The sequence below is a fragment of the Cellulosimicrobium sp. 22598 genome, assembly GCF_052044445.1.
Classification (GTDB): Bacteria; Actinomycetota; Actinomycetes; order Actinomycetales; family Cellulomonadaceae; genus Cellulosimicrobium; species Cellulosimicrobium cellulans_G.
Map to the genome: position 1 here is coordinate 303,274 of NZ_JBQEMZ010000001.1, position 13,178 is coordinate 316,451.

Here is a 13,178-nt window from a genome sequence, read left to right on the forward strand (position 1 = left end):
ACCCCGGTCCGCGCAGGTGCGTGGCGTAGGGTGCACCCGTGCACGCCCCCGAGCCCGCGGCCGCCCCGGCCGGGCGACCCCGCCCCGCAGGACCGGCCACCTCAGGACCGGAGACCCCGTCGTCGCACGCCTCGTCCCCGGCGCCCCCCGCGCCGGTGCGCGCCGAGAACGGACGCGGGACCCCGGTCGCGGCGGACGGCGGCAGCCCCGTCGCGCCCCCGTCGCGGCCGCTCTCGCTCCTCCTGGCCCTCGCGGGCGGCCTCGCCACGGACGCGGCCTTCCCCGACCGCGGGTGGTGGCCCCTCGCGTTCGTCGGCGTCGCCGCGCTGTTCTGGGGGCTGCGGCGCGACGGCGCCCGCTGGGGCTTCCTCGTCGGGCTCGTGTGGGGTCTGGCGTTCTTCCTGCCGCACCTGTGGTGGGCCAACTACGCGACCGAGACCGTGCCGTGGCTCGCGCTGTCCGTCATGGAGGCGTGCTTCGTCGCCGTGCTCGGTGCCGCCTGGGCGTGGGCCCGCCGGTGGTCGTGGCTGACCGGGCGCCCGGGGGCGCAGGCCGTCGCGTTCGCGCTGCTGTTCGTCGGCGTCGAGCAGGCGCGCACCGAGGTCCCGTTCGGCGGCTTCCCCTGGGGCCGGCTCGCGTTCTCCCAGGCGGACTCCCCGCTGGGGCGCGCGGCCTGGCTCGGGGGCGAGGTCCTCGTGTCCCTGCTCGTCGCGCTCGCCGGGTCGCTGCTCGCGGTCGCGGTGCTCTCGCTGGTGCGCCGCCGCGACGTCGTCACGGGTGCCGTCGTCCCGGTCGCCGTGGCCGGTGCGCTCGTCGCGGCGCCCCTGCTCGTGCCGCTCGACACGCGTGCCGAGGCCGGCACGCTCGCCGTCGGGGCGGTGCAGGGCAACGTGGGCGAGCCCGGGCTCGGGTCGTTCGCGAACCGGGCCGAGGTGCTCAACAACCACCTGCAGGGGACCGTCGCGCTGCTGGACCAGGTGGAGCCCGGCGACCTCGACGTGGTGCTGTGGCCCGAGAACGGCTCCGACCTCGACCCGCAGACCGCGCCCGACGTGGCGCGCGCCATCGACGACGCCTCGCGCGAGGTCGAGGCCCCGATCCTCGTCGGCGCGCAGGAGTACCCCGAGACCGGCGGCCGGTACAACGTGTCGCTGCTGTGGGAGCCCGGCGCGGGCGTCGTGGACCGCTACGCCAAGCAGCACCCCGCGCCGTTCGGCGAGTACATCCCCCTGCGGTCCCTGCTGCGGATCTTCTCCGACCAGGTCGACCGGGTCACCATCGACATGATCCCCGGCACCGAGACCGGGGTCGTGGACCTCGCGTCCGAGCGCCTCGGGCGCACCGTGCCGCTCGGCGTCGTCATCTGCTTCGAGGTCGCCTACGACGGCCTCGTGAACGACGCCGTGGACGCGGGCGCCGAGGTGCTCGTCGTGCAGACCAACAACGCCTCCTTCGGGTACACCGCCGAGTCCACGCAGCAGCTCGCGATGTCGCGCCTGCGCGCCGTGTCGACCGGGCGCGCGACCGTGCAGGTCTCGACCGTCGGCGTCAGCGGCGTCATCGCCCCCGACGGCGAGCTCCTGCAGAGCACCGACCTGTTCACCGCCGACCAGATGGTCGCCGACCTGCCGCTGCGCACGAGCCTGACCCCGGCCGTGCGGGCGGGGGACTGGCCGGGCCGCGTCGTCGAGCTCCTCGCCCTCGGGCTCCTCGCCGCGGGCGTCGTCACCGCGGTCCGCGAGCGCCGCACCCCGACCGCCGCGGCCCCGGCCGGAGACGAGGCGCCGTGAGCGGGCCGGCGGGGGAGGGCGGCGTCCCGGGCGGGCGCGTGCTCGTCGTCGTGCCCACGTACGACGAGGCGCTGACCCTGCCGGGCACGCTGGCACGCCTGCGCGCCGCGGTCCCGGACGCGGACGTGCTCGTGGTGGACGACGCCAGCCCGGACGGGACGGGCGACCTCGCCGACGCCGCCGCCGCCGTCGACCCGGGCGTGCACGTGCTGCACCGGGCCGGGAAGGAGGGCCTGGGCGCCGCGTACGTCGCGGGGTTCGGGTGGGGCCTGGACGCCGGGTACGACGTGCTCGTGGAGATGGATGCCGACGGCTCCCACCAGCCGGAGCAGCTGCCGTCCCTGCTCGCCGCCCTCGGCCCCGCCACGGGGGACGGCGCGCACGACGGCGCGGACCTCGTCATCGGGTCGCGCTGGGTCCCGGGCGGGCGCGTGGAGAACTGGCCGCGGCACCGCGAGGTGCTCTCGCGCGCGGGCAACGCGTACGTGCGCCTCGCGCTGGGGCTGCACCTGGGCGACGCGACGGCGGGCTACCGCGCCTACCGCGCGTCCGCGCTGCGCGCCGTCGACCTCGCGAGCGTGGAGTCGCACGGGTACTGCTTCCAGGTCGACATGGCGTGGCGGGTCGTGCGGGCGGGGGGTCGCGCGACGGAGGTGCCGATCACGTTCGTCGAGCGCACGGCGGGGCGGTCGAAGATGAGCCGCGCGATCGTCACCGAGGCGCTGTGGAAGGTCACGGTCTGGGGTGCTCGACGGCGCGCGGCCCAGCTCGCGAGCCTCGCGCGGTCGGTCGCGGGGCGGCGCGGCCCGCGCTGAGGCGTCGCCGTGGTGCGGGCCGCGTGAGTCCGCGACGTGCCGAGCGAGCCCGGGCCGTGCCGGGCCGCGTCGGCGCGCACGGGCCCGTGCGAGGGCGACGGCCCGGCCGCGACGCAGAGAGGCCCGGACCCCCGCGGGGTCCGGGCCTCTCAGTGGTCGCGGGCGGTCAGGCGCTGCGGCGCAGCTTGCCGGCGCGCAGCAGGCCGAGGCGCTCGTCGAGCAGCTCCTCGAGCTCGGAGATCGTGCGCCGCTCGAGCAGCATGTCCCAGTGGGTGCGGGCCGGCTTGCCGGCCTTGGGCTCGGGGCGCTCGGCGTCGCGCAGGAGCGCCTCGGCGCCGCAGCGGCACTCCCACACCGGGGGGACCTCGGCGTCGGTCGAGAACGGCAGGATGATGGTGTGCCCGTTGGGGCAGTCGTAGTGCGCCTGGAAGCGGGGGGCGAAGTCGACGCCCTCGTCCGACTCCATGCTCTTCGCACCGATGCTCATCCCGCGCAGCGAACGGTCGGCCATGGTGTCCTCCTGAGGGGTCTTCGGGGGTGGGTGGACGCGCCCGGTGGGTGCGGGCAGCGGCCCGGTCTACGAGAGGCAACGCCTCACCGTCGGTCGGTGTTCCGGCGCGCCGTGAAGGTCCGGTGAACGTCGCGGGGTGTCTCCACGGCCTGGCCGCCGCCCACGGCGTCGAGCCGGTCCGCCTCGGCGCGTCGCGGTCCCAGGCTCCCGGGTTTCGATGCCCGACGCAACTCGTCACGGTCGCCACGGCCCCCGACGTGCGCACGCTCACACCCGTGCCGGGAGGGCCCGGGAACAAACCCGGGGGACACCCGGTTGAGGCGCATGTACATGCAAACGCATCGACCTAGGACTCACGGGAGCACACCATGCAGTTCGGCATCTTCACCGTCGGCGACGTCACGACGGACCCCACGACGGGCCGGACCCCCGACGACACCGAGCGCGTGCGCTCGATGCTGACGATCGCGAAGCACGCGGACGAGGCGGGCCTGGACGTCTTCGCCACGGGCGAGCACCACAACCCGCCGTTCGTGCCGTCCTCGCCGACGACCATGCTCGGCTACCTCGCCGGTGTGACGAAGAACATCGTCCTGTCGACGTCCACGACCCTCATCACGACAAACGACCCCGTGCGCCTCGCGGAGGAGTACGCGATGCTCCAGGTCATCTCGGACGGCCGCATGGACCTCATGATGGGCCGCGGCAACACGGGCCCGGTGTACCCGTGGTTCGGTCAGGACATCCGCAACGGGATCCCGCTCGCGATCGAGAACTACGCGCTGCTGCGCCGCCTGTGGACCGAGGACGTCGTGGACTGGGAGGGCAAGTTCCGCACCCCGCTGCAGGGCTTCACCTCGACCCCGCGGCCGCTGGACGGCGTGCCGCCGTTCGTGTGGCACGGGTCGATCCGCAGCCCCGAGATCGCCGAGCAGGCCGCCTACTACGGCGACGGGTTCTTCCACAACAACATCTTCTGGCCCATCAGCCACACGAAGCAGATGGTGCAGTTCTACCGCCAGCGCTGGGAGCACCACGGCCACGGCCCCGCGGACACCGCGATCGTCGGGCTCGGCGGCCAGGTGTTCATGCGCAAGGACTCCCAGAAGGCGTGGGACGAGTTCCGGCCCTACTTCGACAACGCGCCCGTGTACGGGCACGGCCCGTCGATGGAGGACTTCACGCGCGAGACGCCGCTCACCGTCGGCTCCCCGCAGCAGGTCATCGACCGGTACGCCGCGATGCGCGAGCACGTGGGCGACTACCAGCGCCAGCTGTTCCTCATGGACCACGCCGGCCTGCCGCTCAAGACGGTGCTCGAGCAGATCGACCTCCTCGCGGGCGAGGTCGTGCCCGTGCTCCGCAAGGAGATGGAGGCCGCGCGCCCCGCGCACGTGCCGGCGAACCCGCCGAGCCACGCCGAGCGCGTCGCCGCTGCCAGGGCCTCCGGGACCGAGGGCGCCGTGCACGTCGGCGGCACCGAGGACCGCTGGACCGGGCGCACCGCCGAGGACGACCAGGAGCCGGCGAAGGCCGGCGCCGCGTTCGGCCTGTAGCCGGACCTCGCGGCCCGCGCCCACCCGGGCGCACGAGCCGCACGACCACCCGCCCGACGGCGTACGGTCGACGGGTGCCCCGCGCACCCGGGCGCCCGGCCGCCGTCGGGCGACCGCACCACCCGGCCCGGTGACGGGCCGCACCCGCACCGCACGCCAGACCTCAGGAGCACCGCATGACCGCCAGCACCCCCGCCCCGGACCGCCGCCTCGTCGTGGTGTCCGCCGGGCTGTCCAAGCCGTCCTCCACGCGCCTGCTCGCCGACCGGCTCGGCGAGGCCACGGTGCGCGAGCTGCAGGGTCTCGGCGTGAGCGCCGAGGTCGAGACCGTCGAGCTGCGCGACCACGCGCACGCCGTCGTGGACGCCATGCTCACCGGGTTCCCCACGGGCGACCTCGCCGGGGTCCTCGAGCGCCTCACCGCCGCCGACGGGATCGTCGTGACGACCCCGCTGTTCACGACCACGTACTCCGGGCTGCTCAAGTCGTTCGTCGACGTCCTCGACAAGGACTCGCTCACCGGCACGCCCGTCCTGCTCGGCGCGACCGGCGGCACCGCCCGCCACTCGCTCGCGCTCGAGTACTCCCTGCGCCCGCTGTTCACCTACCTGCGGGCCGACGTCGCCACGACGTCCGTGTTCGCCGCCACCGACGACTGGGCGGCCGCCGAGGCCGACTCCGGTGGCGGTCTGCCCGCCCGGATCGCGCGCGCGGGCCGCGAGCTCGCGGAGAAGGTCGCCCTGCGCAAGAACTCCGGGCCCGCCGACCCGTTCGCCGCCACGCCCGACTTCACGGCGCTCCTCGGCGGGCTCTGACCGCCCCCACGCTGCGCGCCCCCGGCCACCGGTGCTCCCGGCCGGGGGCGCGCTCATGTCTCCCTGACCTGCGGCGACACCACCCGAGGGGTTGCTCTCCGCAGGGGTCGCGCGGCAGGATCGGGGGACCGACGACGACGGGGGAGCACCATGAGCACGAGCGCGACCGAGGACCACGCCGGGCAGCACCCGGCAGGACCCGCCCCGGAGCCCGGTGCCGAGCCCGTCGCCCCCGTCACGGTCGCGGTCCCCGTCGTGGAGACCCTCGCGGCGCACGCGCACGGAACCATCCCCGCGGTCCCGCCCCGACGGCGGACCGTCGGCGTCGTCACGATCCCCGGCCGCGCGCCCGACACGTCGCGCTTCGCCGCCGCGCCCCGCTACCCGGCCATGTTCCACGTCGCGGGCGGCCGGCTCGTGTGGGACGGCGCACGGCTGCGCCTCGTCCGCGGCGACGACACCGTGCTCGAGCCCGCCGGGCGACCCGTCGTGACCGTCACCGGCGACGGGCCCACCGTCGTCGTGACCTGGCGGGACGAGCACCCCGGGGCCCGGACCACCCGCGCCGTCCTCCTCGACGGGTCGTCCGCCCGGTTCGCACGCTTCGCCCGCTCGCTCGCCGACACGCGCCCCGGGAGCATCGTCGTCGACGACCGGACCGTGCCCTCGCCGCGCGTACCGCGCCTGCACCCCGGCCAGGCGGGCACCACCCGGCGCCCGGGCGTGTTCGCCCGCGCGCTGTGGCGCGTCGTCGGGCGCGGCGCACCCGCCGCGGGCGCCACCACGGGCGATGGGGGAGCAGCCCTCGTCGGCCGCCTCGAACGGCTCGCCGCACTGCACCGCGCCGGCGACCTCACCGACACCGAGTTCGCGCGCGCGAAGCAGGCGCTGCTCGGCTGAGGAGTCGATCGAGGACGGGCGGGCCGTCAGCCCGAGAGCGGACCCCACCCGGTCACGTCGAGCTCCGTCATGACGGACCGGCCGTCGCGGAAGTCCCCGTACCGCGCCCACGTCACCGCGACGCGCAGCAGCACGATGCCCTCGTCGGTCAGCGAGGCGGCGAACTGCGGGAACGCCGCAGCGTACGCCGCCGCGCACCGGTCCCGGTCCGCCCCGACCGGGACGTCCGCCAGGCCCTCGCACTGCAGCGTCGTCCCGTCCGTCCCGCCCACCGTCACGGCGACGCGCGCGTCCCGGGCCAGGTTCGCCACCTTGCGCGACGTCGCGCGCGCGTCGAACACCAGCTCGCCCGCGCCCGTCGCGGCCACCGCGAGGAACGCGGCCTGGGGCCCGCCGTCGTCGCCCAACGACGCGACGACGCCCCACCCCTGCGAACGGACATAGCCGACGAACGCCTCACGATCCATGCCGCCACCGTAGCGGCCGCGCTCCCGACCAGAGGCGCGACGACACGAAAACCCTGGACCACCGCAGACGCCACCTGACACCGTCGACCCGATGACCCACCCCCGCACCGACCTCGCCGGCACCGACCAGGAACGCCTCTGGGACGCCGTCGCCGCCGCCCGGTACGACACCCCCGGCGAGGGCATGTTCGCCCCCGACGTCCTCGACCCCGCCGTCGACCGGCTCGCGGCGCTCGCAGGCCGGGGGAGCGCCGTCGAGCTCGCCGTCGGCACCGGCCGCGTCGCGATCCCGCTCGCCGCACGCGGCGTGCCCGTCACCGGCATCGAGATCTCCCGGCACATGGTCGCCCGGCTGCGTGAGAAGGCCGACGAGACGACCCTGCCCGTCGTCGTCGGCGACATGGCCACCGCCCGGGTGCCGGGGGAGCACGCGCTCGTCTACCTCGTGGACAACACGATCTCGAACCTGCTCACCCAGGAAGCCCAGGTCGAGTGCTTCCGCAACGCCGCCCGCCACCTCGCCCCCGGGGGCCGGTTCGTCGTCGAGCTCTGGGTCCCCGAGCTGCGCGCCCTCCCGCCCGGGCGCACCGCGACCGTCTGGCACGACGAGCCCGGCTACCTCGGCGTCGACACCTACGACGTCCTCCACCAGCGCGTCGTGTCCCACCACGTCCAGTTCGACGACGACGGCAGCGCCACGGTAGGACGCTCGCCCCACCGGTACGTCTGGCCCGCCGAGCTCGACCTCATGGCCCGCCTCGCCGGGCTCGAGCCCGAGACCCGGCACGCCGGATGGGCAGGGGAGCCGTTCACAGCCGAGTCCCGCTCCCACGTGTCCGTGTACCGCCGCCCCACCACAGACGTCGCATCGACCGGCGGGGAGCCGTCGTACCCGGAGGACCACGTCGTCGACGGCGGACGATAGACCTCCTCACGCACCCCAGGACGCCTCCACCGCCTCCAGGTCCCGCACCGCGAAGCGGTGGTGCTCCCACTCCTCCTCCAGGATCACGTGCAGGCACGACAACGTCGTCTCCGGATACTCCGGCGACCACGGGTTGCGCCGCACCACCACCAGCTCCTCCGGCGTCACGCCCGCCAGGAACTCCCGCACCATCGCCACCCGGCCCGCACGCGCCTCCAGCACCTCCCCGTAGGGCGGCGTCCCCGTCACGAACAACGACAGGTCCAGCCCGTCCTCCGCCGCCTGCGGCCCCGCCTGACCCAACGGGTGGAACGGCTGCGCGATCCCCAGCACCGCCCGCCCCAACCACGCGTCCGTCGCCAGCACCAGGTGCCGCACCGTCTGCGCGAACGACCACTCACCGTCCACCGACACGTCCACGGCGCTCGCGGGCAGCGCCGCCACCCGGTCCAGCGTCGCGGCCCACGTCGACTCCAGCGCCGACCACGCCGCGCGCAGCCCCGCCGGGTCACCGGCACGACGCAGCTCCCGGCCCGGGAACCGGCGGTCCAGCTCCGCCTCCACGAAACCCGTCACGTCCACCCCGTTCACCCGGAACGACGCGTCGCCGTCCGCGAGCCAGGGCGCGTCGATGTCGACACCCTCCACCTGCACGCCCCGCATCACCGCACCGGACAGATCGGACTCCACGAACCGCGCACCGCGCAGGTCCGCACCGTCGAACCTCGCGCCGCGCAGGTCGTCAGAGCGGGTGAACCGGGCCATGAACGCCTCCTCGGGGAGCGACCCGCCCGCAGCAGCCGACCAGCCCGGGGGAGCGGCCTCCGTGCGGCGACAGCGCCGCACCGGGGGCACCCGGGCGGGGGAGGGGCGTGCACCTCGTCGACGGTCACGACGAGCGGGGACGACGAACGCACCGTACGCCCCGCCACCCACGCCCACCAGAGGGGGACGCGACCCCGCAACCCCACCGCTCTCATGGGCGACGGCCACCACCAGGGTGGTCGGCAGGCGTCGACCTGGGGCAGCATCGGACCATGCCGATCCTGCCCACCGCACGCGACCCCCGACTCGTCACCGTCCGCCGCGGCGGCACCCTCACCGACGACCACCACCGCCAGCTCGCCCAGTGGGCCGTCGACTGCACCGAGCACGTCCTGCCGATCTTCGAGCACGCCCGGCCCGACGACACCCGACCCCGCGACGCCCTCGACGTCGCCCGCGCCTGGATCCGCGGCGACGTCCCCATGAAGACCGCCCACAGCACCGCGTTCGTCGCCAACGCCGCCGGCCGCGACCAGCCCGCACCCGTCAAGTTCGCGGCGCTCGCGGCCGGGCAGGCCGTCGCGGTCGCGCACGTCGCGGCGCACGACCTCGGCGCCGCGGCCTACGCGATCCGGGCTGCCGCCGCGGACGCCGCCGCCCGGGGCGAGGACCCGGAGGCCGCACGGCTCGCGGAGCGGGACTGGCAGCGCGAGCGCATCCCGGCGGAGCTGCGCGAGCTCGTGCTCGACGACCAGCGGCGGCGCAGCGCGATCTGCTGGGACGTGTTCGACGACTGAGACCGGACCGGTCGGTAGGCGAGACCGGAGCGGTCGTCGCGGGGGACTCAGCGCAGGAGGTCGTCGTAGGAGACGAGGGGAACCCGGCCGTCCGCGGCGGCCGCGACGCGCTCGTCGCCGGCGACGAGGACGTCGGCCTGCAGCACGGCCACGGCGACGTACTCGGTCAGCGCCGTGTCGTCCGCGTCGAGCTCGCGCGCGATCCGCCACGCCGTGGCCCGCGACACGCGGTCGCCGAGCAGGCGGATCTTCAGCGTGGCGAGGCCCTCCAGGCGTGCGCGTGCCGTCGTCTCGTCGAGCACGCCGCGGCGCACGTCGCGGTAGAGCATCGACAGCGCGTGGCTGCGCAGCACGACGGGGCCGACGAGCGGGCGCCGCGCACCGAGGCCGACGTCGTCGCGCACCAGGCGCAGCGCCGTGACGGCGTCGATCGCGCACCGGGTCGTCGGAGCGACGCCTGAGGAATCCATAGGTCTCAGTAGACACCCGGCCCTACCGGCGCGGGTACGGTCGGGCTCGTGGACGGTGGTGGGGACGGCAGCGGGTGGCTCGTGCTCGGTGGCGGCATCATCGTCCTGGCCCTCCTGATCGGCTGGTACGTCGCCCGGGCGTCACGTCTCGACATCCGTCGGCAGACCGAGAAGGGCGACCCTCTCGACCACCGTGACGACCACTACGCGCCGTAGGTCGGCTCGACCGGTGGCGGTGGGGTGGTCTCGCCGGTGAACGTCAGCAGCAGGTAGATGACCAGGGCGACGGCGAGGATGACGGTAACGACCTTGCCCACGTGCCTGGGGCGTGTGATGAGGAGCCCGACGACGGTGGGCGCGACCAGCATCACGATCGACTCTGCATACCCCTGAGCTGCCGTGTGGTCGCACGTGTCAGGGATCGGCCCCGACTCCCGACAGGTGCCGTTCTGGAAGTCCTTCGCGACGCCGAACGAGAGCGCGGCCGGGACGAACAGCGCGACGGTGCCGAGGACGGCCACGAACAGGCCGAGCAGCGCACGCCACCACGGGACCGACCGCGGTGCCTGTGGGATTCCTGCCTGCGAGCTCACGGATGAAGTATCCCGGGTGCGATGACTGCACTGACGGTGGCTTCCCGAGAATCGTCCGTCAGCGCGAAGCCTTGGTGAGCTACGGACACCTGCACCAACACGGCGCCGATAATGTACATTATGTCATTTCGAGGTCGGACGAGTCGCTCCGACGCATCACGGAGGGCCCGCGCACACTCCCCTTCGTCATGAGCACGACGACGTACGCACCCCGGCTCGGCATGCGCCGCCCGGGCGCACCGAGCACGGACCGACGCGCCGGCCGGCGGCCGCTCGCAGGCCTGGTGGCGCTCGCGCCGTCCCGGGCGTCGTCAGGAACCGTCTCCAGGACGTTCGCGGCGACGTCGCCGTTCACCGGGCTCGCACCGGACGGCCGTCGTCCGCGACGCCTCGTCACGGCGACGCTGGTGACGCTGGCCTGGGTCCCGGCCCTCGTCCTGACTCTCGTGGCGTTCGTGCTCGTCGGTGCCGCCGCCGGCGCGGCGACGGTCGCCGTGTGGGCCTGGCGCTCGGTGTCCCCCGCGCGGGCGCCGCGGTCCGGGCCCGACGACGTCGACGCTCCACGGGACGAGCTCGAGCCGTCGATCGCGCCAGGCGTCCGAGCGCCTCGACGACGTCTGGTGCGCGACCGCACGCTGGGTTACGATGCCTAGAATCGGACATACAACGCAAACCATTGTGTTTAGGTCAACAGCATGGTGACGCGGCATCGCCGGCCCGGCGGGCCTCGCCAGTCCTCCGCGGTCCGGTAGCTAGCGGCGGGCACGTCGCTGCGTCCGACCGAGCCCGCGCCGGGATCGCGCCCACGCCCGGTCCCCTGCCCTCTGGCCGACCGCACCGCCTCCGGCGTCCCGACGCCCGAGCGTGTGCCAGCCTGGGCACGTGCCCGACTCCACCCGCTCCCGGACCGCCTTCCCTCCCCCGCCCCCGCCCCTGCCCGACGTCGTCGGCGCGCGCGAGCGCACGGTGCACGTCGTGACCCATCCCGAGGCGACGCACCACGTCGCGGGCCTGGTCGGCGGCGTCCACGACTCCGACCTCACCGCGCGCGGCGCACGGCAGGCGGCCCTGGTCGCCGCGGCGCTGCGTGCCCGGATCGAGCACGACGCCGCCGTCGACGTCGTCACGTCCGACCTCCTGCGCACGCGCCGCACCGCGACCGCGATCGGCGAGGCGCTCGGCGTCGTCCCCCGGCTGGACGCGCGGCTGCGCGAGGCGTCCTACGGCGACGCCGGCGGGCGGCCACAGTCCTGGCTCGACGCCCGGTTCGTGCCACCGCCGGCCGTGGGCGACCGCCTGCGGCACGACGTGGGCATCGTCGGCGCGGAGACGAGGCTCGAGGTCGCGCTGCGCGTGTACGCGGCGACCACGGATCTGCTCCGTCGCGCCGCGGACCACCAGGTGGTGGTCACGCACGGGTTCGCGGCCACGTTCGTCGTCGCGGCGTGGATCGGGATGCCGGTCGAGGCCGCCGGGCACGTCGCGTTCCCGGTCGCCTCCGGGAGCATCACGACCCTGCGCGAGGACGGGTTCTTCCACAACCGTGCCGTGCTGAGCGTCGGGGACGTCGCGCACCTCGACGAGGGGCACTGAGCCGTCGACCCCGCGGTTCCGGCGTCGGTGCAGGTCAGGGCGCCGCCCGGCCGCGTCGTTGTCGGTAGCACGACCTAGGCTGGCCGCGACCGCACCCCGAAGGAGGCTCGCTCATGGTCGCCCCGCCCCGCCTCGAGCGGATCACCGTCGCCGAGGCGGCCGACCGCTACCTCGCGTCCGTGGCCGCGCAGACCCTCCGGGGCGTCCTGTCGCCGACGACGCGCCGCAGCTACGAGCGGGACGTGGCCGAGTTCGCGCGGCTCGCCGGCCCGACCCGGGTGCTGGACGACGTCGCCGGCGAGGACGTCGACGACGTCCTCCTGCGTTACCAGACGACGCCCGACGGCCGGTACGCGGACGCGTCGCGCAAGCCGGGGAGCTCGGGCCGCTCCGCCGCGACGGTCAACCGGTTCCGCCAGTCCGTCACCCGCTTCTTCTCCCACGCGGCGCGCGAGGGGTGGGTCCAGGCCGACCCGATGCAGTGGGCCTCTCCCCCGGCCCGCGTGCGCGACGGCCTGCGCGTCGCGCGCACCGCGTTGTCCGCGGGGTCGGCGGCGTCGCTGCTCGAGGTCTCCGCCGCCCGGGCCCCAGGAGACCCGGCCGCGGCGGCGCGCCGCGACCAGGACCTCCAGCTGCGCGACCGACTCGTCGTCGCGCTCCTGCTGGTCCTCGGCCCCCGCGTCTCCGAGCTCGAGCGCGCGAACCTCGACGACTTCTCCCGCGAGCCCGACCAGACGCGCTGGCGTATCCAGGGCAAGGGCGGGCACGTCCGCACCGTGACGCTCTCTCCCCCGCTCGCCGCGGCGCTCGAGGAGTACCTGGAGCGCCTGCGCCCCGCACTGCTCGCCCGCCGCCCGGACGACCCGGACGCGCGGCGCGCGCTCCTGCTGTCCTGGCGGGGCCGCCGCATCGACGCGCAGGCCGTCCGCGGCCTCCTGCGACGCTGCGTCGCGCGCATGCCCGCGCAGTACCGGCGCGAGGCGACGCCGCACGCCCTGCGCCACACGACCGCGACCCTCCTCGCCGCCGAGGGGTGGGACGTCAAGGTCGTCGCCGAGCTCCTCGGGCACGCGTCCATCGCGACCACCGGCGTGTACCTCGACCGGATCGAGGGCGAGCTCGCCGCGGCGATCCGTGCCCACCCCCTCTCGGCCGCGCTCGAGCCCGCCGAGACCTGACGC

At 75.3% G+C, this 13,178-nt stretch carries 16 protein-coding genes; 11 read left to right on the forward strand and 5 right to left on the reverse strand.

The annotated features are described in order from the left end of the window. The first annotated feature begins 38 nt into the window (after positions 1-38). A complete protein-coding gene (gene lnt / locus ACTJIY_RS01345; protein WP_440673045.1) occupies positions 39-1,790 on the forward strand; it encodes an apolipoprotein N-acyltransferase in 1,752 nt (583 codons plus the stop codon). Beyond that, complete coding sequence (locus ACTJIY_RS01350) at positions 1,787-2,605, forward strand: polyprenol monophosphomannose synthase (RefSeq protein WP_253049446.1); 819 nt, start codon at positions 1,787-1,789, stop codon at positions 2,603-2,605. The genes lnt and ACTJIY_RS01350 overlap by 4 nt, the downstream gene beginning before the upstream one ends. 166 nt (positions 2,606-2,771) lie before the next feature. Here ACTJIY_RS01350 and ACTJIY_RS01355 read toward each other — a convergent pair whose 3' ends face one another. Then, a complete protein-coding gene (locus ACTJIY_RS01355; RefSeq protein ID WP_021483180.1) occupies positions 2,772-3,116 on the reverse strand; it encodes an RNA polymerase-binding protein RbpA in 345 nt (114 codons plus the stop codon). A 368-nt stretch (positions 3,117-3,484) separates the two neighbouring features. Between ACTJIY_RS01355 and ACTJIY_RS01360 the strand changes: the two genes are divergently transcribed. The 3 genes from ACTJIY_RS01360 to ACTJIY_RS01370 all read left to right on the forward strand — a co-directional run bounded on the left by ACTJIY_RS01360 (position 3,485) and on the right by ACTJIY_RS01370 (position 6,387). Then, the gene (locus ACTJIY_RS01360; protein ID WP_440673044.1) at positions 3,485-4,672 is read left to right on the forward strand and encodes an LLM class flavin-dependent oxidoreductase; all 1,188 of its coding nucleotides are present in this window, start codon (positions 3,485-3,487) and stop codon (positions 4,670-4,672) included. A 176-nt stretch (positions 4,673-4,848) separates the two neighbouring features. Next, on the forward strand, positions 4,849-5,487 hold the full coding sequence (locus ACTJIY_RS01365) for an FMN reductase (RefSeq protein ID WP_253049442.1): 639 nt from the start codon (positions 4,849-4,851) through the stop codon (positions 5,485-5,487). A 150-nt stretch (positions 5,488-5,637) separates the two neighbouring features. Further along, a complete protein-coding gene (locus ACTJIY_RS01370; protein ID WP_440673043.1) occupies positions 5,638-6,387 on the forward strand; it encodes a hypothetical protein in 750 nt (249 codons plus the stop codon). A 26-nt stretch (positions 6,388-6,413) separates the two neighbouring features. On the opposite strand, the gene ACTJIY_RS01375 is transcribed toward ACTJIY_RS01370, so the two are convergent. Continuing rightward, a complete protein-coding gene (locus tag ACTJIY_RS01375) occupies positions 6,414-6,854 on the reverse strand; it encodes a pyridoxamine 5'-phosphate oxidase family protein (RefSeq protein ID WP_253049440.1) in 441 nt (146 codons plus the stop codon). Positions 6,855-6,945: 91 nt separating this feature from the next. Between ACTJIY_RS01375 and ACTJIY_RS01380 the strand changes: the two genes are divergently transcribed. After that, positions 6,946-7,779, forward strand: a complete 834-nt coding sequence (locus tag ACTJIY_RS01380) for a class I SAM-dependent DNA methyltransferase (protein ID WP_440673042.1) — start codon at positions 6,946-6,948, stop codon at positions 7,777-7,779. A 6-nt stretch (positions 7,780-7,785) separates the two neighbouring features. Here the strand turns inward: ACTJIY_RS01380 and ACTJIY_RS01385 are convergent, their stop codons facing one another. Then, positions 7,786-8,544, reverse strand: coding sequence for a DinB family protein (locus ACTJIY_RS01385; RefSeq protein WP_353709283.1), 759 nt, complete (start codon positions 8,542-8,544; stop codon positions 7,786-7,788). A gap of 272 nt (positions 8,545-8,816) precedes the next feature. On the opposite strand from ACTJIY_RS01385, the gene ACTJIY_RS01390 reads away from it, so the two are divergent. After that, entirely contained in the window at positions 8,817-9,341 is a 525-nt protein-coding gene (locus ACTJIY_RS01390) for a putative immunity protein (protein ID WP_253049437.1), read from the forward strand. Positions 9,342-9,388: 47 nt separating this feature from the next. On the opposite strand, the gene ACTJIY_RS01395 is transcribed toward ACTJIY_RS01390, so the two are convergent. After that, positions 9,389-9,811, reverse strand: a complete 423-nt coding sequence (locus tag ACTJIY_RS01395; protein WP_253049435.1) for a hypothetical protein — start codon at positions 9,809-9,811, stop codon at positions 9,389-9,391. A gap of 48 nt (positions 9,812-9,859) precedes the next feature. On the opposite strand from ACTJIY_RS01395, the gene ACTJIY_RS01400 reads away from it, so the two are divergent. Continuing rightward, on the forward strand, positions 9,860-10,027 hold the full coding sequence (locus ACTJIY_RS01400; RefSeq protein ID WP_439157364.1) for a hypothetical protein: 168 nt from the start codon (positions 9,860-9,862) through the stop codon (positions 10,025-10,027). Here ACTJIY_RS01400 and ACTJIY_RS01405 read toward each other — a convergent pair. After that, positions 10,015-10,404 (reverse strand): hypothetical protein, encoded by a 390-nt coding sequence (locus ACTJIY_RS01405; protein WP_253049431.1) that lies wholly within the window; start codon positions 10,402-10,404, stop codon positions 10,015-10,017. The genes ACTJIY_RS01400 and ACTJIY_RS01405 overlap by 13 nt on opposite strands. Positions 10,405-10,592: 188 nt before the next feature. Between ACTJIY_RS01405 and ACTJIY_RS01410 the strand changes: the two genes are divergently transcribed. The 3 genes from ACTJIY_RS01410 (at position 10,593) to ACTJIY_RS01420 (ending at position 13,175) form a co-directional block, all read left to right on the forward strand. Beyond that, the gene (locus ACTJIY_RS01410) at positions 10,593-11,057 is read left to right on the forward strand and encodes a hypothetical protein (protein WP_439157365.1); all 465 of its coding nucleotides are present in this window, start codon (positions 10,593-10,595) and stop codon (positions 11,055-11,057) included. Between the two features lie 229 nt (positions 11,058-11,286). Further along, positions 11,287-11,997: a histidine phosphatase family protein gene (locus ACTJIY_RS01415; RefSeq protein ID WP_440673041.1), complete on the forward strand. Its 711-nt coding sequence runs from the start codon at positions 11,287-11,289 to the stop codon at positions 11,995-11,997. Between the two features lie 113 nt (positions 11,998-12,110). Further along, complete coding sequence (locus ACTJIY_RS01420) at positions 12,111-13,175, forward strand: tyrosine-type recombinase/integrase (RefSeq protein ID WP_253049425.1); 1,065 nt, start codon at positions 12,111-12,113, stop codon at positions 13,173-13,175. Positions 13,176-13,178 lie beyond the last annotated feature (3 nt).

Excerpts from the sequence above, each read along its gene's own strand:
- ACTJIY_RS01355 (WP_021483180.1), bottom strand. The coding sequence starts at position 3,116 with ATGGCCGACCGTTCGCTGCGCGGGATGAGCATCGGTGCGAAGAGCATG.
- ACTJIY_RS01360 (WP_440673044.1), top strand. The coding sequence starts at position 3,485 with ATGCAGTTCGGCATCTTCACCGTCGGCGACGTCACGACGGACCCCACG.
- ACTJIY_RS01365 (WP_253049442.1), top strand. The coding sequence starts at position 4,849 with ATGACCGCCAGCACCCCCGCCCCGGACCGCCGCCTCGTCGTGGTGTCC.
- ACTJIY_RS01370 (WP_440673043.1), top strand. The coding sequence starts at position 5,638 with ATGAGCACGAGCGCGACCGAGGACCACGCCGGGCAGCACCCGGCAGGA.
- ACTJIY_RS01375 (WP_253049440.1), bottom strand. The coding sequence starts at position 6,854 with ATGGATCGTGAGGCGTTCGTCGGCTATGTCCGTTCGCAGGGGTGGGGC.
- ACTJIY_RS01380 (WP_440673042.1), top strand. The coding sequence starts at position 6,946 with ATGACCCACCCCCGCACCGACCTCGCCGGCACCGACCAGGAACGCCTC.
- ACTJIY_RS01385 (WP_353709283.1), bottom strand. The coding sequence starts at position 8,544 with ATGGCCCGGTTCACCCGCTCTGACGACCTGCGCGGCGCGAGGTTCGAC.
- ACTJIY_RS01390 (WP_253049437.1), top strand. The coding sequence starts at position 8,817 with ATGCCGATCCTGCCCACCGCACGCGACCCCCGACTCGTCACCGTCCGC.
- ACTJIY_RS01395 (WP_253049435.1), bottom strand. The coding sequence starts at position 9,811 with ATGGATTCCTCAGGCGTCGCTCCGACGACCCGGTGCGCGATCGACGCC.
- ACTJIY_RS01410 (WP_439157365.1), top strand. The coding sequence starts at position 10,593 with ATGAGCACGACGACGTACGCACCCCGGCTCGGCATGCGCCGCCCGGGC.
- ACTJIY_RS01420 (WP_253049425.1), top strand. The coding sequence starts at position 12,111 with ATGGTCGCCCCGCCCCGCCTCGAGCGGATCACCGTCGCCGAGGCGGCC.